Annotated in this window: 16 protein-coding genes; 7 read left to right on the top strand and 9 right to left on the bottom strand. The window is 68.0% G+C overall.

Features of this window, described 5'->3' with window-relative positions; translation table 11 throughout:
• Window positions 1–11 precede the first annotated feature (11 nt).
• From IFSED24_RS03525 to IFSED24_RS03500, 6 genes are all read left to right on the top strand, one after another.
• Entirely contained in the window at window positions 12–1574 is a 1563-nt protein-coding gene (locus tag IFSED24_RS03525) for an SLC13 family permease (RefSeq protein ID WP_491333842.1), read from the top strand.
• Window positions 1575–1576: 2 nt separating this feature from the next.
• Entirely contained in the window at window positions 1577–2374 is a 798-nt protein-coding gene (locus tag IFSED24_RS03520; RefSeq protein ID WP_491333841.1) for a hypothetical protein, read from the top strand.
• Between the two features lie 2 nt (window positions 2375–2376).
• A complete protein-coding gene (locus IFSED24_RS03515; RefSeq protein WP_491333840.1) occupies window positions 2377–3018 on the top strand; it encodes a DUF47 domain-containing protein in 642 nt (213 codons plus the stop codon).
• Between the two features lie 10 nt (window positions 3019–3028).
• Window positions 3029–4624 (top strand): inorganic phosphate transporter, encoded by a 1596-nt coding sequence (locus IFSED24_RS03510; protein ID WP_491333839.1) that lies wholly within the window; start codon window positions 3029–3031, stop codon window positions 4622–4624.
• Window positions 4609–5949: an OprO/OprP family phosphate-selective porin gene (locus IFSED24_RS03505; RefSeq protein ID WP_491333838.1), complete on the top strand. Its 1341-nt coding sequence runs from the start codon at window positions 4609–4611 to the stop codon at window positions 5947–5949. Before IFSED24_RS03510 ends, IFSED24_RS03505 begins: the two co-directional genes overlap by 16 nt.
• Before the next feature lie 69 nt (window positions 5950–6018).
• A complete protein-coding gene (locus IFSED24_RS03500; protein WP_491333837.1) occupies window positions 6019–6660 on the top strand; it encodes a hypothetical protein in 642 nt (213 codons plus the stop codon).
• Here the strand turns inward: IFSED24_RS03500 and purN are convergent.
• The 3 genes from purN to lnt are packed head-to-tail and all read right to left on the bottom strand — an operon-like array spanning window position 6657 to window position 9416.
• Window positions 6657–7268: a phosphoribosylglycinamide formyltransferase gene (purN, locus tag IFSED24_RS03495; protein WP_491333836.1), complete on the bottom strand. Its 612-nt coding sequence runs from the start codon at window positions 7266–7268 to the stop codon at window positions 6657–6659. The two genes, IFSED24_RS03500 and purN, sit on opposite strands and share 4 nt — an antisense overlap.
• Window position 7269: 1 nt before the next feature.
• Window positions 7270–7794: an NUDIX domain-containing protein gene (locus IFSED24_RS03490; RefSeq protein ID WP_491333835.1), complete on the bottom strand. Its 525-nt coding sequence runs from the start codon at window positions 7792–7794 to the stop codon at window positions 7270–7272.
• Window positions 7791–9416: an apolipoprotein N-acyltransferase gene (lnt, locus tag IFSED24_RS03485; RefSeq protein WP_491333834.1), complete on the bottom strand. Its 1626-nt coding sequence runs from the start codon at window positions 9414–9416 to the stop codon at window positions 7791–7793. Before lnt ends, IFSED24_RS03490 begins: the two co-directional genes overlap by 4 nt.
• Before the next feature lie 104 nt (window positions 9417–9520).
• Between lnt and IFSED24_RS03480 the strand changes: the two genes are divergently transcribed.
• Window positions 9521–10447, top strand: a complete 927-nt coding sequence (locus IFSED24_RS03480; RefSeq protein WP_491333833.1) for a FlgD immunoglobulin-like domain containing protein — start codon at window positions 9521–9523, stop codon at window positions 10445–10447.
• Here IFSED24_RS03480 and IFSED24_RS03475 read toward each other — a convergent pair whose 3' ends face one another.
• The 6 genes from IFSED24_RS03475 to argS form a co-directional block, all read right to left on the bottom strand.
• A complete protein-coding gene (locus IFSED24_RS03475) occupies window positions 10448–11947 on the bottom strand; it encodes a sigma-54 interaction domain-containing protein (RefSeq protein WP_491333832.1) in 1500 nt (499 codons plus the stop codon).
• Window positions 11948–12195: 248 nt separating this feature from the next.
• On the bottom strand, window positions 12196–13209 hold the full coding sequence (gene purM / locus IFSED24_RS03470; protein ID WP_491333831.1) for a phosphoribosylformylglycinamidine cyclo-ligase: 1014 nt from the start codon (window positions 13207–13209) through the stop codon (window positions 12196–12198).
• Between the two features lie 37 nt (window positions 13210–13246).
• Window positions 13247–14590 carry an HD-GYP domain-containing protein gene (locus tag IFSED24_RS03465; RefSeq protein ID WP_491333830.1) on the bottom strand — a complete coding sequence of 448 codons (1344 nt, stop codon included), beginning with the start codon at window positions 14588–14590 and terminating at the stop codon, window positions 13247–13249.
• Window positions 14591–14908: 318 nt separating this feature from the next.
• Window positions 14909–15757, bottom strand: a complete 849-nt coding sequence (locus IFSED24_RS03460; RefSeq protein ID WP_491333829.1) for a hypothetical protein — start codon at window positions 15755–15757, stop codon at window positions 14909–14911.
• Window positions 15758–15905: 148 nt separating this feature from the next.
• On the bottom strand, window positions 15906–16814 hold the full coding sequence (locus tag IFSED24_RS03455) for a PfkB family carbohydrate kinase (RefSeq protein WP_491333828.1): 909 nt from the start codon (window positions 16812–16814) through the stop codon (window positions 15906–15908).
• A 2-nt stretch (window positions 16815–16816) separates the two neighbouring features.
• The gene (gene argS / locus IFSED24_RS03450) at window positions 16817–18556 is read right to left on the bottom strand and encodes an arginine--tRNA ligase (RefSeq protein WP_491333827.1); all 1740 of its coding nucleotides are present in this window, start codon (window positions 18554–18556) and stop codon (window positions 16817–16819) included.
• Window positions 18557–18560: the final 4 nt, after the last annotated feature.

Genomic DNA, 18560 nt, shown 5'->3' with positions numbered 1-18560 from the left:
GGAGACGCCAGATGACAGCAGCAGCCGCCTCGGCCCAGGCGAAAGCGGTCCTCGGCAAGATCGACGAGGTGCTCGACCTGAGCCGCCACAAGCTGAGCCAGGTGCCCGAGAAGGAGCTGAAGACCACCGACCGCTGGATGCGGTATCTCGGCTTCCCCGCGGGCATGCTCGTGTTCCTGGCCTTGCTCTACATGCCGACCCCGGCGGGGCTCTCCACCAGCGGCCAGGTGGTCATCGCGGTGTTCGCCGCCGCACTCGTCTGGTGGATCACCGAGCCGGTCCCCACCCACGTGACCAGTCTCATGCTCATGGGCATGCTGGTGTTCTTCCGGGGCTGGGGCGAGAGCAAGGTCCTGGGCGTCCTCGGCTACAGCGTCATCTGGCTCAACGTGCTGGCCTTCATCCTCTCGTCCATGCTGGTCAAGACCAACCTCGCCAAGCGCCTGGCGCTGGCGTTGATCGTCCGCTTCGGGCGGACGTCCCGCTGGATCCTGCTGGCGTTCTTCGGCCTCAACCTGGTGCTGGCCGCGTTCATCCCGGCCACCGCCGCGCGCGCCGCCATGCTCCTGCCGATCCTCATCGTCGTCGCCAGCATCTACGGCGCCAGCAACAAGCATCCGAACAACTTCGGCCGCAATCTCTTCCTGCAGAACCTCCAGGGCATCGACTTCGGGTCGAGCGCCTACATGACCGGATCGAACGCCAACCTCATCGCCGTGGCGTTCATCCTGTCCATGGGCGGCACGCGCGTCTACTACACCGACTGGCTCTTCGCCTCGCTGCCGGTGGTGGTGGTCGCCATGCTGATCAGCTGGTGGATCGGCCCCCGCCTGGTCTTCAAGCTCACGCCGGCCGAGCAGCAGCCCGTGGTCGAGGGCGGCCTGGAGATGATGGGGCGCAAGCTCGAGGAGATGGGACCGGTGACCGGCGGCGAGAAGAAGGCCACCGTCATCTTCGGCCTGGTCATCCTGCTCTGGGTCACCGACAAGCTGCACCTCTCCGTCCTGGGCTTCGAGATCTCGGCGGTGATGGCGGCGTTCATCGGCGCGGTGATCGCCCTCTTCCCGCGGATCGGCCTGCTCAAGTGGAGCGAGGCCGACATCCCCTGGCACCTCATGCTCTTCTCGTGCGGCGCCTACGCCGGCGGTCTGGCGCTCAACGACACCGGGGCCGCGCGCTGGCTCGTGGGATCGCTCTTCGACGAGCTGAACATCCAGCCCGGGGTGAACTTCTGGCTGGTCTACTGCCTGGTGATCGCCATCAACATGTTCAGCCACCTCTTCTTCACCAGCAAGACCATGCGCACGCTGATCTTCATCCCCTTCGTCATCGCCATCGCGCAGACCCTGGGCTACGACCCGCTCTGGCTCGCGCTGCCGTCGGCGTTCACCATCGACTGGGTCATCGGGCTGCCCATCAACGCCAAGCCCAACGTCATCCTCTTCTCCACGGGACAGTACTCGGTCCTGGACAACCTGAAGTACGGTCTGATCATGACCGCGGTGGGCACCGCCCTCCTGATCGTGGCCGGCTTCACCTGGTTCCGGGTCCTGGGCATCACGCCGGGATGGTAGCGATGCGCGCACGACGGGTCCTCATCCTGCTGATCATCATCGCCATCTCGGCGGTGACCCTGTTCCTGATCTCCCTGCTCGAGAGCGAGGCGGCGGCGGCGACGCTGCCGATCCCGGCATCACCCGATACCCTGCAGTACTACGGCGAGACCATCCTGGTCGGGCCGGATGGGGATGCATCCGTGATCCATGTCGCGGTCATCGATCAAGGCAGTCCTGGCGACCTCCTTCTGCCTTTCGGTTTCAAAGGCGGCACCACCTTCACGATCCTGTCCGGCCCGATCTCTTTCGCCACCGATTCCAGCGGCGTGGCGCAGCCCACCACCGCGGTCCTGGGCCATCGCGCCCTGAACCTGCGCCTGCTGCCCGGCGCCGCGCCCGGCGACACGGTCCGCGTGCGCACCGAACTTCCCGGCTGGTTCGATCCGGCCAAGGCCCGTCGGCCCCTGGGCGAGAAGGCCCTCGGGCGCCGGTTCGTCAACGTCTCGGCCCACGTGATCCGGGATTTCCGCCTGGAGCTCGTCCTGCCCGAGGGACAGCAGGTGCATGCCGTCACCAAGGTCGAACCGCCCCACGACCCGAAGCAGGATCCGGAGCCGCCCTTCTGGCTGGGCCGCCGCGGCGACCGGGTCTTCGCCGCGCTGCGGGCCCGGGACCTGGCGCCCGCGAGCGCGGTCGAGTTGCGCATCCACATGCGTCCGGCGCGGCGCGGCCTGCTGCCGCTCATCGGCGGGCTGATCGCCGTGGTGCTCTACCTGATCTTCTTCCGCGACGTCCTGAAGCCGCAGACCAAGGATTGATCATGCCGCTCTTCCGTTCCAACCGCACCATCGTCGCCCAGATCGACGAGTTCTTCGACACGGTGGCCGAGGGCGTTCTCGTCTACCGGGCCGGCATCCAGGCCTATCTGGGGCACGACGCCGACGACTTCGAGGCGTCCATCACCAAGATCGACGCCCTGGAGACCAAGGCCGACAACCTCAGCCACGACATCGAGTCGCACCTCTACAGCAACTCGCTGATCCCGGAGCACCGCGGCGACGTGCTCGGCCTGCTCGAGAACACCGACAACATCATCGATACCGCCAAGACCAGCCTGTACCAGTTCTCCGTGGAGCAGCCCACCATCCCCACCGAGTATCACGAGGGTTTCCTGCGCCTGGCCGAGGCCGGTCACGCCGCGGTGGAGGCGGTGATCGTCTCGGCCCGCGCCTTCTTCCGCGACGTCGAGACCGTGAAGGACAACCTCTACAAGGTCCACCACTACGAGAAGGAGGCCGACAACATCAGCGTCCGGCTCAAGCGCAGCATCTTCGCCAGCGACCTGGCGCACGCGCACAAGATCCACCTGCGCTACTTCGCGCTGAACGTCGAACTGGTTTCCGACCGGGCCGAGCAGGTGGCCGACCGGCTGGCCATCTACGCCATCAAGCGGACGATCTGAGGCGATAGGCATGGAGATCCTCCTCTTCCTCTCGAGCGGTCTGTTCCTGGGCTGGTCCCTGGGCGCCAACGACGCGGCCAACGTGTTCGGCACCGCCATCGGAACACGGATGATCCGCTTCCGCACCGCGGCCCTGGTCTGCTCGATCTTCGTGATCCTCGGCGCCACCATCAGCGGCGCCGGCGCCGCCCACACCCTCGGCCGGCTCGGCGCGGTCAACGCGCTGGCCGGCTCGTTCACCGTGGCGCTGGCCTCGGCGCTGACCACCTTCGTGATGACGCGTTTGAAGGTCCCGGTCTCCACCTCCCAGGCCATCGTCGGCGCCATCATCGGCTGGAACATCTACTCGGCCTCGGTGACAGACACCGCGTCGCTGTCCAGGATCACCGCCACCTGGGTCGCCTGCCCCCTGATCGCGGGCCTCATCGCCGTGGTGCTCTTCTGGGTACTGCGCGGATTGATCCGTCTCGGCAAGCCCCACCTGCTCGACCTCGATTCGGGCACCCGCTTCGGCCTGCTGGCCGTGGGCGCCTTCGGCTCGTACAGCCTGGGCGCCAACAACATCGCCAACGTCATGGGCGTCTTCGTGCCCGACAACCCGTTCCAGGATCTGACTCTCTTCGGCTCGCTGACCCTCTCCGGCACGCAGCAGCTCTTCTTTCTCGGCGCCGTGGCCATCGCGGTGGGCGTGTTCACCTACTCCGACCGGGTCATGAGCACCGTGGGCGGCGGACTGGCTCGCCTCTCGCCGCTGCCCGCGCTGGTGATCGTGCTGGCCCAGTCGATCACCCTGTTCCTCTTCGCCTCCGAGGGGCTGGAGCACCTGCTGGCGAGCCACGGCCTGCCCACCTTCCCCCTGGTCCCCGTCAGCAGCAGCCAGGCGGTGATCGGCGCCATCATCGGCATCAGCCTCATCAAGGGCGGCGGAATCCGATACCGGGTGCTCGGCGGCATCTCCCTCGGCTGGGTGGCCACCCCGGTCATGGCGGGCGTGATGTCGCTATTCTTGCTGTTCTTCGTGGACAACGTGTTCGACCAGCAGGTGCACCAGGTGGTCCGCCATCGCATCGATGGACCGGTGCTCGCCGAACTCGAACGCCGCGGTCTCGACCCCGCCGCGCTCACGGACCTCGCCGACCGCACCTACACCAACGCCGTGACCATGAAACAGGACCTCGAGCGCCAGACCGCACTCGACGGCGACCAGATCACCACCGTGCTCGACCTGTCGCGCCTCGGCCTCTGGCGCGTCGATGCCGGCATCATCGCCCGCAACGTGGACAGCCACTGGCTGACCCCGCAACAGCTGACGGCGCTGCGTTCGCTGACCGGGCAGGAGTACGATCATGCCTGGATGCTCCATCGCTCTCTGGCCGACGTCTCGCCGCAGTGGCGGCCTCGCCCCAAAACGAAAATCAACAAGATCTGGAATTCTGAGCTCGACAAGAAGCTGTCATACCTGGAACGTCTGTTCCAGGTGGACTCGATGAGCGAAGACGACCGTCTGGCCGGAAGTGCTCGTGCGGAATTCCCCGCAACGACCGGCCTTTCGGTGGTCCCGCTCGGTATCCCAAGCAAGGAGAGCCTGTCATGCGTAACTGGGTAATCACCCTTGGTCTGGTGGCACTGATCCTCACGGCCCTGGCCGCTCCGGTCTGTGCGGCCTCGACCCCCCTGAAGGCGACCAGCGAGGATGGAATCCTGGTCTTCAATTCGGACGACGGCGCCTTCAAGTGGTGGGTCGACGCCCGCGTGTATCTGGACGCCGCGATGTACATGGATGATTCTCCCTTGTACAACCCCGATAGCGGTGATTACGAAGACTACGAGGACTTCTGGGTCACGCACGACGGTCTGGCCGGGGGAGCAATCCTGCGCCGGGCTCGCTTCGCCCTGAAGTCGCAGCTCTGGAACAACTGGTACGGTGAGATCGACCTCGACTTCGCCGAGGAATCCGCCGCGGTGAAGGACGCCTACATCAGCTACCGGGGCCTCTTCAATGGCAACGGTCGCGTGCGCGTCGGCAACTTCCGCGTGCCCAACGGCCTCGAGGAAGTCACGACCAGCCGCAACCTGATGTTCCTGGAGCGCAGCCAGGGTACCGAGCCGTTCGTGGTCGGCCGCCGCATGGGTGTCGAGGTGACGGGGTGGCAGCCCAAGTACCGCTGGTCCGTGGCCATGTTCGGCGGGGATGTCGAGGACTTCGTGAAGGAAGGCAACGAGCAGATCAATTTCGCGGCCCGCGTGAACTGGGCGCCCATCGCCACCGACGAGAGCACGCTGATGATCGGTGCCTCCGGCACGCTGCAGAAGCCCACCTTCAAGGGTCCGCTCAATGAGGACGGTGACGGCTACGAAGGGTCCAGCGTCAAGTTCAACACCCGTCCCGAGACCAACGTTTCCGACACGAAGTTCCTCTACGCCAAGTACTCGGACGTCGACAACTTCAACACCTACGGCGCCGAGCTGGCCTATGTGAACAAGCGCCTCATGTTCCAGGGCGAGTACATCGGTGCCAGCGTCAGCCGCTACGAGGACGCGGGCCTGGATCATGTCGCCGACGGATACAAGTCCAAGATTTCCCACGGCGGCGGTTACGCGTTCGTCAGCTTCTTCCTGACCGACGACATGCACAAGTACGACCACAAGGATGCCGAGTTCGCGCGCGTCGTCCCCAACTCCGAGAAGGGCGCTTGGGAAGTGGCCGCCCGCTACTCGACGGTCGACCTGAACGACGCGGACGCCGGCGAGGAGAACGGCGGCTCGACGTCGTTCACGCTGGGCGTGAACTACTACCCGAACGCCAACGTGAAGCTCATGCTGAACTACGGGCACGTGAACAACGACGAGTTCGCGACCGGAGAGAAGGGCATCTACTTCGGCGACTACGACTTCGACTACGTGCAGATGCGGTTCCAGACCGCCTTCTAGTCTGCCCGCGCATCGATCACCGGGGCCGGTCCGACCGGCCCCGGTCTATCAAACCGAGGAGAGAGCCTGATGGGCAAGGAAGAGATGAAGATCGGGGAGATCAGCAAGCCCCGGTTCGAGTTCCGCACCTTCGGCCAGGATTTCGGCGAAGCCGCCTACCTGATGTCGCGCCTGTCGGTCCCCGTGCCCCGCAAGGTCTGGGAGCGCCAGTCCCAGGAGATCTACATCATGTCGCGGGCCAACGACATCAACAACACCAAGATCCGCGACGGCAAGATGGACATCAAGACCTTCGTCACCGAGCAGGAGGGGCTCGAGCAGTGGAACCCCCTGCTCAAGGGCGAATTCCCGCTCAGCGCCGAGATGCTGCGTGAATCGGTGTTCCCCGCGTTCCAGGTGGACGCGCCGGCCTTCGCTCAGGACAGCTACTCGCTGGCGGAATTCCTGGCCATGGTCCACGACCATCCCGACCTGCAGGCCGTCAAGGTGGTCAAGCAGCGCTTCGGCTACATGGTCAACGACACGATCTGCGAGGTGGCCAACGTGCTGATCAACGGCGCGAGTGTCATGTCCGTCAACTCCGAGTCCACCGAGATCGCCGACATCAAGCAGACCATCGACGACCTCGGGCTCGAGGGGGTCGAGAACATCAACTACCTGCAGGCCATCAAGCGGGTGATCGGCTGGATCGACAAGGACCTGGCGAACTAGCTCCGGTCGTCCGGCGTCGCCAGCGTCCGCGCCAGCTCGGCCAGCACCCGCGGATAGAGCACGCATTCGGCGGCGAAGACGCGGTCGGCCAGGGCGTGGACGTCGTCGCCGGGCAGTACCGGCACCCGGCTCTGGGCGATGATCCGGCCGTGATCGTACTGCTCGTCGACGTGGTGGATGGTGCAGCCGCTCTCGGACTCGCCGGCCGCCAGCACCGCAGCGTGCACCCGATCCCCGTACATGCCGCGCCCGCCGTGCTTCGGCAAGAGCGCCGGATGGATGTTCACCAGCGGACCGTGGAACCAGTCCGGGCGGATCACGAAGCAGAGATAGCCCGCCAGCGCGATGATCTGCGGCGCCAGCGGCTCGAGCCAGCGCGCGATCGCCGTGTTGTGCGCGGCCACGTCGGGATAATCCTTGCGCCGGAAGACCGCCACCGGCAGGCCCGCCTCGCGAGCGATGGCCACTCCGCGCACGTCGCCGCGGCTGCTGACCACGCCGACGATATCGAGGGGCAGCTCGCCGCCGGCGATGCGCTCCAGCAGGTTGGTGAGGGTCCGGCCGCTGCCCGACAGCAGCACCGCCAGCCTGACACGACGCTCGTTCATCTCAGCCCCCGATCTCGGCGCCCAGCGCCCGCAGCACCTTGCGGTGCGCGGCGAAGGCGATGGGTCCGGGCAACGCGTCCAGCGCGAAGAAGTCGGCGCGCGCGGCATCGTCGCCAGCTCGCAGTTCGCCGCCGATCTCCTCGGCGGTGTAGAAGACAACGACCACGGGTGTGTCGGGCGGCAGGATGCCGTTGTGCACCGCGAACAGGCCGGTGAGCCGCACCACCAGCCCGGTCTCCTCGCGCACCTCGCGCACCGCGGTCTGCTCGATGTCCTCGTCCCATTCCATGAAACCCGTGGGCACGGTCCACTGGCCCTGCTTGGGCGGATACTTCCGCTCGACCAGGCAGATCCGTTCACCGCGGCGCAGGACCACGCCGGCTCCCGGCGCCGGGTTCAGGTACTGCACGAAATCGCACGCCGGGCAGTGCGGCCGGGTGCGGCCGCCCACCAGACGGAAGGCCATGGGCGTACGGCAGCGCGGGCAGAACGGGTAGGCCTTGGCCAGGGCGTCGAGGCTGCTCATGCCGTCCCCTCGCTCCCGCCGTCGTCGCTCCGCCGGGCCAGCCAGAGGCCGAGCAGCGACCACAGGACGAGATAGGCCAGCGCCGGCCAGTAGCCGGCACGCACGTACCAGGTCTCGCGCGGGGCGGTGGCGATGGTCGCCTGCACGAGGCCGCGGCGATCGAGGTCGAGCTGGTCCAGGACCGCGCCGTCGGCGTCGCAGATCATGCTGATGCCGTTGTTGGCGCAGCGCACCAGCGGCACCCCGCACTCCACGGCGCGGATCCGCGCCAGCGCGGCGTGCTGGCGCGGGCCGGCGGTGCGGCCGAACCAGCCGTCGTTGGTGATATTCACCAGCACCGCGCCGCCGCGGCGCACGGCCTGCCGGGCCAGATCGCTGAAGACGGCCTCGTAGCAGATGAGCACGAAGATGGGGACCTCGCCGGCCGGGGTCGCCAGCGCCAGCGGACCGGGGGGCTCGCCCTGGGTCCACTCCGCCTGGCCGACGTCGAGGTCGCCCAGGATGGGGATCAGCCGCTGGAAGGGCATGGCCTCGCCCACGGGCACCAGGTGGTGCTTGCCGTAGGTGTCGACCAGCGTGCCATGGGCATTGAACAGGCCGGCGGCATTGAAGCGGAGATAGCGGCGGCCCTCGGTCCGGGTCTCGTCGCCGGCGACGAGCCGCGCATCGGGGAAACCGGCGACGATGGCCACGGCCTCGTCCCTGGCGAGGCCGCGCACCCAGTCGAGGAGCTCGCGCTCGTAGCGGACATAGGCGGGGATGGCGGTCTCGGCCCAGACCACCAGCTCGGCGCCGCCCCGGGCGGCCTGGCGGGTCAGGCGAGTGTAGGGGATCCGGGTGGAGTCGATCTTGGCGTCGTCCCACTTGTCGGCCTGGGCGACGTCGGCCTGGACACAGGCCACGCGGAGCGTCTGGTCCGGACGGTCGGACTCCCGGGCGGGCGACAGTGGCCCGCCGCCGAGCCAGAGTCCCAGCCAGAGCAGCGTGGCGGCGGCCACCAGGGCCCAGCGGTGCGCGCGGCGCCGGGGGGTGCGGCAGACCAGATCGGCCACCCCGACCAGGCCGGCGGCGGTCAGCGCCGTGGCCATCCCCACGCCCAGCTCGCCACAGGCCGCGTAGAGCGGTCTCAGCGGCGTCTCCAGCCACGCAGCGCCGGCCAGGCACCACGGGAACCCCAGCTCCCCCACGCTGCGCAGGAGCTCGGTGGCGGCCCACAGCAGCGGCAGCAGCACCAGGGTCCGTTCGCGACCCAGCCAGCGCCGGACCCGCCCCGCCACCAGCCCCAGCAGCGCGTAGTGTGCCGCCACGAAGGCCATGGCCAGGATGGCCTGCACGGGGACGAGCGCCCGCGTGGGGATGCTCTTGGCGGGGTCCAGGAAGAAGAGCCAGCTCATGAGCGGGACCGCGTACGCCAGGCCGAAATAGAAGCCGTGGCGCGCGGGCTGGTCGCTATGGCGCAGCAGGTGGAAGAGCAGGGCCAGTGCCAGCGGCGCCAGCAGCGCGGTGCCCCGCAACGGCGGCATGGCTGTGGTGAGCATCATGCCGGCCACGATGGCGATGCCGGAAGCGGCGCTGGGGCGCCAGCGGGCCGCTGGCGGGAGGGTCAGCAGGAGGTCGTTCATGGCCGGGAACATAGCCCGCACGCCGGGAGGTGTCGAGTCCTGGCTGTGACGGCGGATCGGCTCCGGCGTTATCACACCGGGAACCCAATTCGGAGGTTGATGTCATGCTGCGCCTGTTGCTCGCCACCATCCTGACCGCACTCGCCTGCTCGCCGGCCTTGGCCGACCTGCCCGCCACGCCCGACGCCTGGACCGAATTCGCCACCGCCCAGGAGGCCGCCGACGCCGGCTGGTGGGTCCAGTGCGGCCTCTCCCAGCAGTTGATCGTCGACAGCGACCGCGACTGCGGCGAGTTCAGCGTGGGCTGCCGCACCACGCGGACCAACTGGGGCGACCGCTTCGGCCTGACCCGCAGCGTCCCGGTGCCCGGACTGCAGTCTGTGCGCTTCGCCCACAAGACCAGCTGGACCGGTTACGACCAAGTCGCTTGGCACTGCTTCCTGGTCATGGCTCCCACTCCCGCCGAAGCGGCCGCCGGCCTCGACGCCAAGCAGGTCCACTGGCAGTACGACAAGGCCGAGGACTGGACCGTGACCATCCTCGCGCTGGCCGACGGCGAATGGGCCTGGCGCGACGCCGAGTCGGGCATGTGGCGCTACGACGACTCCGACGGCACCACCGAGCCCACCACGCTGGTCTCGCTCGAATGGTATACCAACATCCTCTACGGCCTGACCATCGGCGACCACCTGCTCATCGATGCCCTGACCCTGGTCACCGAGGGCGGCGTTCCCGCGCCCGAGGTCGTCCCCGACTCCCCCTGGCTGGCCAGCCCCTACCCCAACCCGGCCAACCCGGCCGTGTCGCTGGACTTCACCTTGCCGCGGGCAGGCCAGGTGCGGCTCGACCTGCTCGACGCCGCTGGCCGCCGGGTGTGTCGCCTGCTGGACGGCTGGTGCGCGGCGGGCCCGCACCACCGTCGCTGGGACGGGCGCGACGCCCGGGGGCTTGCCGTGGCCTCCGGCGTGTACCTGGTGCGACTCGAAAGCGCCGCGGGCCAGCAGCTGCGGACCGTGACCATCGTGCGGTAGTCAGCCCTCGGCAGCCCCGATGAGGTCGGTCATGCCGTGCCGGGCGATCTTCTTGTAGAGGCCCTGACGACTCAACCCCAGCTTGCGCGCCGCCGCGGCCTTGCGCCCCTCGGAGGCGGCGAGGGCCTTGCGGATGAGGTAGCGCTCGAGCAGCGCGCTGGCGTCGTCCAGCCGGCGCAGCGTCCCCAGTTCCCGGGGGTCCTCCCTGGGTCCGACGTTCTCCTGGATCTCCCAGCTAAGGTGCGCGAACCGGATCGTGGGCTCGTCGCGGTGCAGGGCGGCGAAACGCGCCGCCTCGTTCTCGAGCTCGCGTACGTTGCCGGGCCACCGCCAGGCGTGCAGCGCGGCCGCGGCTCGGTCGGAGATGCGCAGGCGATCGGTGTCGCAACCCGCACGTGCCAGGAAATGGGCCAGCAACGGCAACACGTCCTCGGGCCGCTGGCGAAGCGGCGGGATCTCAAGGCAGACGACCTTGAGCCGGTAGTAGAGGTCGAGTCGGAAGCGGCCCAGCTCGATCTCGCGCGCCAGATCCTTGTGCGTGGCGGCCACGAAACGGATATCCACGGGCCGGCTGTCCAGCTCGCCCACCCTGCGCACCCGCCGTTCCTGCATGACGCGCAGCAGCTTGATCTGCAACGCCAGCGGCATGTCGCCGATCTCGTCCATGAAGAAAGTGCCGCCGTGGGCCGATTCCAGCAGTCCCGGCTTGTCGCGGGCCGCCCCGGTGAAGGCGCCGGCGCGATGCCCGAACAGCTCGCTCTCGAAGAGGTTCTCGGGCAGCGCGGCGCAGTTCAGGCCCACGAAGGGCCGCTCGACCCGTTCGCTCCCTTGATGCAGGGCCTGGGCGATGATCTCCTTGCCCGTTCCGCTCTCGCCATGCAGGAGCACGTTGACCCCGCTGCGGGCCACCGCCGTCAGCCGGGCGGCGAGCGAGCGCAATTCGCGGCTACGGCCCACCGCCCCGGGCAATCCCGGCACCGGGCAGGGCCTCGGCAACGGCAAGCCCCCGGCCGGGACGAGCCGGCGCGGCGGCGGCAGCTGCGACGGAGCGAACAGGCTGGGCTGCCAGGGCGCGGTCGCCGGTTCGGCGGACAGCCAGGTGCCGGGCCACGGGGGCAGTTGCCGCAGAAGCGGTCCCAGCCGGCTGGCGGCCCGTTCCGCCCACAGGCGGACCGCCTCACCCCAGGGCGGACGGTCGGTCCCTGCCACGGCCAGCACCCCCACCGGCGCCCCGCTCTCGCAGAGCGGCAGCGCCTGGCACAGCGGCGGACGCCGGCTACGGCTCTCCTCGTGCTGGACCTCCGTTCTGCCCGTCTGGAGCACCCTGAGCACCATGCCCAGCGGCAGCGGGGCCGGTTCGCCGGCCGCGGTCCAGCCGCAGAGCAGGCGCAGCGGACTGGTGGGCTCGGCGCCCTCGCGCCGCACCACCCAGAGCGCGGCGGGGCCGCCGTCGCGCGGCAGATCGCGGAGTTCTTCTTCCCAGATACTGGTGTGGGGCATGGTCATCCTCCGGCTCGGGACAGGGAGGCGACCGGAGTCATGCAGGAATGGGACCGCGGACGGCCTTTCTGCCATCCGGCGCGATCTGGCGCTAGGTATGGCGGTTCAGGAGGGCCGCATGGTCGCGCCCGGGAAGCGTCTCGTTGGAGCCGCGATTGCTCACCGGGGAGGCGATCCGCCAGCACCCGGGTCCTGGCCGGCTTTCCCGGGTGTTACCCTGGCGCCACACCCCCCGGACGACCGGACACTCAGGTCAGCCGGACGTCGACCCTGGCCTCGCCGGCGGTCAGCTCGCCGATGAGCCGGGCCTCCAGGCCCGCCACCGTGCCCAGGTCGAGCTCCGGCGGGGTCACCACGCAGAGCCCCATGCCCATGTTGAAGACCCGGTACATCTCGGCCGGCTCCACCCCGCCGTGCAGCGCGATGAGCGCGAAGAGCGGCGGCACGGTCCAGGCCGTGGTGTCGATGACGGCGCAGAGTCCGTCGGGGATCACCCGGGGCACGTTGTCGTAGAAACCGCCGCCGGTGATGTGCGCCAGCCCGTGCACCGCGGCGCGGCCGTGGGCCGCCCAGATGGCCCGGACCGCGGGCAGGTAGCTGCGGTGGACCGCCAGCAGGGCGTCCGCCACCGAAACACCGAGCTCGGCCGGAACGTCGTCCAGCGCGTAGCCGGCATCGTCGAGCAGCACCTTGCGGGCCAGCGAGTAGCCGTTGGTGTGCAGGCCCGTGGAGGGCAGGCCCCAGATCCGGTCGCCGGCCCGGATCGCCGACCCGTCGATCACGTCGGCCTCGTGGACGCGACCGACGATGGTGCCGGCCAGATCGAACTCGCCGGGCATGTAGACCCCCGGCATCTCGGCGGTCTCGCCGCCGAGCAGCGCGCAGCCGTTCTCGCGGCAGGCCGTGGCGAACCCGTCGAGGACGGCGGGGAGCACGTCCTCGGCGAGCTTGCCGGTGGCGAAATAGTCGAGGAAGAACAGCGGTTCGGCGCCCTGGACCAGGATGTCGTCGACGCAGTGATTGACCAGATCCTGACCCACGGTGTCGTAGCGGCCCGCCTGGACCGCCACCATGACCTTGGTTCCCACGCCGTCGACGCTGGCCACCAGCAGCGGCTCACCGGGCGCCGGCTGGTAGAGCCCGCCGAAGGCGCCCACGTCGCTCTTGACGCGTTGATCCCAGGTGGAGCGGACGGCGGACTTGGCGCGGGCCAGGGCCCGGGTGGCGGCATCGATATTCACACCGCTGTCGGCGTACTTCATGGCTTCCTCGTAGTCGGCAGGTGGCAGGGTGCGGCGCTCAGGAGACGAGCGTCTGCCTGGTGGCGCCGGCGGGGCGGGCGGGCTCCAGGTACGGAACGTTGGCGACCCGCATCTCCCGCATGGAGTCGAACTCGCCCTGATGATAGAGCCGCAGCATGGTCTCGACAACCCGTTCGTCGAACTGGCTGCCCTTGTAGCGCACCAGCTCCTCCATGGCCTGCTCCACGCTCAGCGCCTTGCGATACGGGCGATCGCTGGTCATGGCGTCGAAGGCGTCGCAGACGTTGAGGATGGCGCAGCCCAGGCTGATCTCCTCGCGGGCCAGCCCGTGGGGATAGCCGTGGCCGTCGGGGCGTTCGTGGTGATGACGCACCAGGTCGGTGGCCTCGGAGAGGAACTTGATCTGCTCGACGATGTCGGCCCCGATGGTGGGGTGGGTCTTGATGACCTCGAACTCGCTGTCGGTGAGGCGACCGGGCTTGCAGATGATCTCGTTGGTGATGGCGATCTTGCCGATGTCGTGGAGCAGGCCGCCGTACTCCAGGGTCTCGAGCTCGCGCTCCTTCATGCCCAGCGCCTTGCCGATGGACACCCCGTACTTGGCCACCCGGTAGCTGTGGCCGTGGGTATAGGGCTCGTCCGCCTCCAGCGCCGTGGTCAGCGCCGCGATGCTGTTGATGTGGGCTTCCTTGTTGCGCTGGTAGAGGCGGTCGCTCTGGTAGAGCGCCAGCACCGGGAACAGGAAGAGGATCAAGGTCCAGGCGCCGGCCTGCATGTAGAGCAGGGTGACCATGGCGGCGAACGGCAGGTCGAGCAGGCCCCGCAGGCGGACCCAGCTGAAGCTCCGGCGGTAGACGCGCTCGAACGGCGTCTGCGAATCCAGGCTGATGATGACCCCCAGCATGAGGTGGTTCACCAGCGAGTGGACGATCATGGCGGCCGAGAGGGGAATGAAGAAGAGCGGCCCCTGGAAGTTGTCGGACCAGGGCAGCGCATGGTAGACCAGGCCGCCAGCGCCGGCTGCCGCGCCGAGCATGGCGGCGTTGAAGACCGCCTTCCGGGGACTGCTCCGCCGCAGCACCAGCCCGCGCACCAGCGCCGAGACCGCCTCCATGATCGCCGCGGGAGCCGCCCCGAAGAGCGCGATCACCGACAGCACGATGCACTTGGAGGACATCACCCGGCCGCCCGAGGCCTGGGATTCGCCGAGCTTGGTGTCCGCACCCACGAGGAACACGAAGAACACGCCCAGCGAGGGCCACGAGAGCGTGCGGTAGGCCTGGATGTTCAGCAGGTAGTACAGCACGCCGAAGCCCGCGACCACGAAGCTCCAGTAGGCGATGTGGAATAGCCAGCCTGAACTGTTGCGTTGCTTGTCCAAGCCCACGCCTTCCTTGGCGAAGAAAGTTGTCCCTCGGATTATCGGCGGGCGAGAGGCCGAACTTGAGAGACCGAAGACTAGCGCCAGACGGGGGATGAAGCAAGTTCCGGGAATGGAGTCAAGGAGGGAACCGGCACGTGAGAATGGTCTTCTACCACTCGAACTTGGAGAACAAGCCCATCAGGAATTCAATCATGGTGCCACCTCCCGTTCTTACGAAATCTTGCTGCCTTGCTAGATTACAAGAAAGCAGAAGGCGCTCCGCTCGGCTTCTCCGCTTCGTGGTGTCGATCCAGACTCAGTGCCGGTCCAACCTCCCTATCCCGATTCGGCCTGGTCGGCCGATTTGAACAGCATCATCTCCAGGCGGCGGTTCAGTGCATCCAGGACCGCGTAGACCACGGCCTGGTACAAATTGTTGCCGGGCTGGCAAGTGCCGTAGAGCTGCTCGCACCGCCGGCCCTGGACCAGCTCGACCGCGGCCAGGAGGATCTCGCCGGCGCCGAGCCGCTCCCGACGCAGCTCGACCAGTTCCAGCCCCAGAGATTCCTGCATCAGCGACTCCACCGCATCGAGGGTGGCGGCCGCCACCAGCTGCAGGTCTCCGCCGCTGCGATTGGGGCCCTCGGCCACTCCGGACGCTTCCAGGTCGGCGGCCTGCAGGTCCACCTCCGCACGCAGCATGTTATCCGTGCTCAAGACTCCAACCCCGTTGCAGAGCAATCGGGGAGTCAATTCCTCGGCCAGGAGCACCGCATCCTGGGCCGTGAACTCCTTGCTTTCCAGCGTCGCACCCGGGCTGCTAGCCTGATCCGCGCGGTCCGCACCGGCATTCGGCTTGCCCGCGGGCGACTTGGCGGGCTCCAGGGGCGGTGCGACCGTGGCGGCCTTCGCTGGCTCTTCCACCAGTGGCGCCTCGGTTTCGACCACCTGCACGACGCCGATCTTCTTGTAAAAGACCGAGATACCCAAGCGGGCCTTGAGTAGTCCCTCCACGTCGCGAACGAGGTGTCGGGGTTCTCGATCCGATCTGGCCACCACGTGCACGCCGGAGATCTCCCCGTCCGACGCCAGATCGATCTTACACTGCAGCACGCCCTTGATCTGGGATATCCACTTCTCCGCATCCGCGACCCAGGCGTCCCGGTCCTCAGGCTGCCATTCCACCGCTCGAGCTCCTCTGTTTACCACCCGACGCATGTCCTGAGCTGCTGTTCCCCCTTGGCTCCATCCAGCGTCGATCATACCCCATGAATTGCCGTATGACAAGAAACATAAGCGATTAGAAAGCAGACACTTATAATCGAGTCACGAATCAAGGGATCATCATCCTCTCCAGCTCGTGATAGCGCTGGTCGACCGTCTCGGGCGTCCTCCTCAGAAGCCCGCCCACACTGAAATCCTCGGGCACGAAGCTCGCCGTCACCGTGGCCTGGAGCATGGCGCGTCGGAACGGCGCATCGCCGGCGTCGCGGTCGACTCCGTCGGCCGCCAGCGCCGCCATGAACCCGCCGGCGAAGCTGTCGCCGGCGCCGGTGGGGTCCACCACCCGGGGCAAAATCATCGCCGGCACCGCCAGCACCGAATCACGCCCGAAGAGGAGCGCGCCGTGCTCGCCCTTCTTGATCACCACGCGGGACGGTCCCAGGGCCTTGATGGCGGCCGCGGCCGCGGCCAGGCTGCGTTCTCCGCTGAGCAGGCGCGCCTCCGAATCGTTGACCATGAGCACGTCCACCCGGGGCAGGATCGCCAGCAGCTCGTCGTGGGTGGTGTTGATCCAGAGGTTCATGGTGTCCAGCACCACCAGGCGGGGACCGGTCACGGCCTCGAGCACGCCGCCCTGGAGCGCGGGATGGATGTTGGCCAGGAAGACATACTCGCTGCCGGTCCACGCGGCGGGGACCTGCGGCTGCCAGTCGGCGAAGACCCCGAGTTCGGTGGCCAGGGTGTCGCGCTCGATGAAATCGTCGTGATAACGGCCCGACCAGTGGAAACTGGGACCCACGGCGCGCTCCACGCCGCCGAGATCCACGCCGTGCTCGCGCAGCAGCTCGAGATCACCATCGCGGAAGTCGTCGCCCACCACCGCGACCACGCGCACCCCGGCGGCGGGCCCGGCGGCCAGGGCGAAGAAAGTGGCAGCACCGCCGAGCTGGCGCTCGCGGCGCTCCTGCGGTGTCTCGACGGTGTCGTAGGCCATGGACCCCACCAAGAGGATCGCCATCGTCACTCCTTGTCGCCCATGCTCTCGGGCGCGTCCACACCGATCAATTCGAGGACCTTGGCGAAGGTCAGGCGGGTCAGCTGGCAGAGCATCAGCCGCGACTCGCTGCGCTGGAGATCCTCGGGATCGATGATCTTGCACTGGTGGTAGAACTGGTGGTAGAGCCCGGCCAGCTCGCTGACGTAGCTGGTCAGACGGTGCGGCTCGCGGCTGCGCGCCGCCGCCACGATCACCTGCGGCAGGCGGATCAGCTCGCGGGCCAGGTTCTGCTCCGCCTCGGCGTCGAGTCGGGCCAGGCCGTCGGCCGTGGGCTCGGGAATTGGCAGCTTGAATTCGGTCGCCTTGCGCAGCACCGCGCAGATACGCGCGTGGGCGTACTTCACGTAGTAGACCGGGTTCTCGTTGGACTGCTCCCGCGCCAGGTCCAGATCGAAATCGAGGTGCGAGTTGGGCTTGCGCGTCAGGAAGATGAACTTGGCCACGTCGGCCCCCACCTCGTCCATGAGCGCGTCCATTGTCACGAACTGGCCCTTGCGCTTGCTCATGTTGATGGGCCGGCCGTCCTCCATGAAGGTGACGTGCTGGAGGATCTCCACCTCGAGCCAGTTCGCGGGCACGCCCAGCGCCTGCATGCCGCCCTGCATCCGGGCGATGTAGCCGTGGTGATCGGGTCCCCAGTAGTCGATGGCCCGCTCGAACCCGCGCTGGAACTTGTGGTGGTGGTAGGCCAGGTCGGCCAGGAAGTAGGTGGGGCGGCCGTCGGCGCGCATGAGCACCCGGTCCTTCTCGTCCCCGAAATCGGTGGACCGGAACCAGAGCGCGTCTTCCTCGGTGTAGACCGCCGCGGTCTTGCGCAGCGCCTCCAGGGTCCGTTCGACCCGCTTGGTCTCGTGCAGCTCCGACTCGAAGTACCAGGTGTCGAAACGCAGGCCGAACCGTGTGCAGGTCTCGCGCTGCCAGGCCAGGATCTTCATCAGCGCGTACTTGGCGAAACGCTGGATCGAGTCGGTCTCGGGCAGACCGCACCAGTCCTCGGCATTGCCCTCGGGCGGGGAGATCCGCTGGAAGCTCTCGTTGTCGAAGACCTTGGCGGCCTCCTTGACCGCCCCGCTGTCCTGGTCGAGCAATTCGCCGGCCATGATCTCGAGGTACCGCCCCTGGTAACCGTTCTCGGGGAATTCCACCGGCCGGCCGCGCAACTGCATGTAGTGCGCCCGTAGCGACGCGCCGAGGAGGGTGACCTGGCGACCCGCATCGTTGACGTAATACTCGCTGTGTGCGTCGAAGCCCACCGCGTCCAGGAGGCGGCACAGGGTCATGCCGAACGCACCCGCCCGCGCCGAGACCACGTTCAGCGGACCGGTGGGATTGGCGCTGATGAACTCCACGTTGATCCGCTTGCCGCCACCGGTCTGGATCTCCTCCAGGACCGCGCCTGTCCACAGTCCGAGCAGCTGCTGGATGAGATAGCCGCCGCCCAGGCGGAAGTTGATGAACCCGGGACCGGCGATCTCCACCGACTGGACCAGGTCGCGGTCGAACTTCAGGCCGGCCGCCAGCTCTCCCGCCAGTTCGCGGGGCTTGCGTCCGAGGCGCTTGGACAGCATGAGCGCCAGGCTCGTGCTCAGGTCGCCGTGGGTCCGGTCGCGGGGTTTCTCGAGGACGATGTCCACGTCCTCCTCGTAGATCCCCAGCTTCTCGAGGGGCGCCTTCAGGGCGTCCTTGATGATGGTCTCGATCATGGCA

Source organism: Candidatus Latescibacter sp. IFSED24 (assembly GCF_058273205.1).
Note: the sequence above shows the minus strand (reverse complement) of the source record. Positions and strands in the feature narration are given on the sequence as shown.

Coding starts and splice junctions, on each gene's coding strand:
- IFSED24_RS03525 (WP_491333842.1), top strand. CDS start 12: ATGACAGCAGCAGCCGCCTCGGCCCAGGCGAAAGCGGTCCTCGGCAAG.
- IFSED24_RS03520 (WP_491333841.1), top strand. CDS start 1,577: ATGCGCGCACGACGGGTCCTCATCCTGCTGATCATCATCGCCATCTCG.
- IFSED24_RS03515 (WP_491333840.1), top strand. CDS start 2,377: ATGCCGCTCTTCCGTTCCAACCGCACCATCGTCGCCCAGATCGACGAG.
- IFSED24_RS03510 (WP_491333839.1), top strand. CDS start 3,029: ATGGAGATCCTCCTCTTCCTCTCGAGCGGTCTGTTCCTGGGCTGGTCC.
- IFSED24_RS03505 (WP_491333838.1), top strand. CDS start 4,609: ATGCGTAACTGGGTAATCACCCTTGGTCTGGTGGCACTGATCCTCACG.
- IFSED24_RS03500 (WP_491333837.1), top strand. CDS start 6,019: ATGGGCAAGGAAGAGATGAAGATCGGGGAGATCAGCAAGCCCCGGTTC.
- purN (WP_491333836.1), bottom strand. CDS start 7,268: ATGAACGAGCGTCGTGTCAGGCTGGCGGTGCTGCTGTCGGGCAGCGGC.
- IFSED24_RS03490 (WP_491333835.1), bottom strand. CDS start 7,794: ATGAGCAGCCTCGACGCCCTGGCCAAGGCCTACCCGTTCTGCCCGCGC.
- lnt (WP_491333834.1), bottom strand. CDS start 9,416: ATGAACGACCTCCTGCTGACCCTCCCGCCAGCGGCCCGCTGGCGCCCC.
- IFSED24_RS03480 (WP_491333833.1), top strand. CDS start 9,521: ATGCTGCGCCTGTTGCTCGCCACCATCCTGACCGCACTCGCCTGCTCG.
- IFSED24_RS03475 (WP_491333832.1), bottom strand. CDS start 11,947: ATGCCCCACACCAGTATCTGGGAAGAAGAACTCCGCGATCTGCCGCGC.
- purM (WP_491333831.1), bottom strand. CDS start 13,209: ATGAAGTACGCCGACAGCGGTGTGAATATCGATGCCGCCACCCGGGCC.
- IFSED24_RS03455 (WP_491333828.1), bottom strand. CDS start 16,814: ATGGCGATCCTCTTGGTGGGGTCCATGGCCTACGACACCGTCGAGACA.
- argS (WP_491333827.1), bottom strand. CDS start 18,556: ATGATCGAGACCATCATCAAGGACGCCCTGAAGGCGCCCCTCGAGAAG.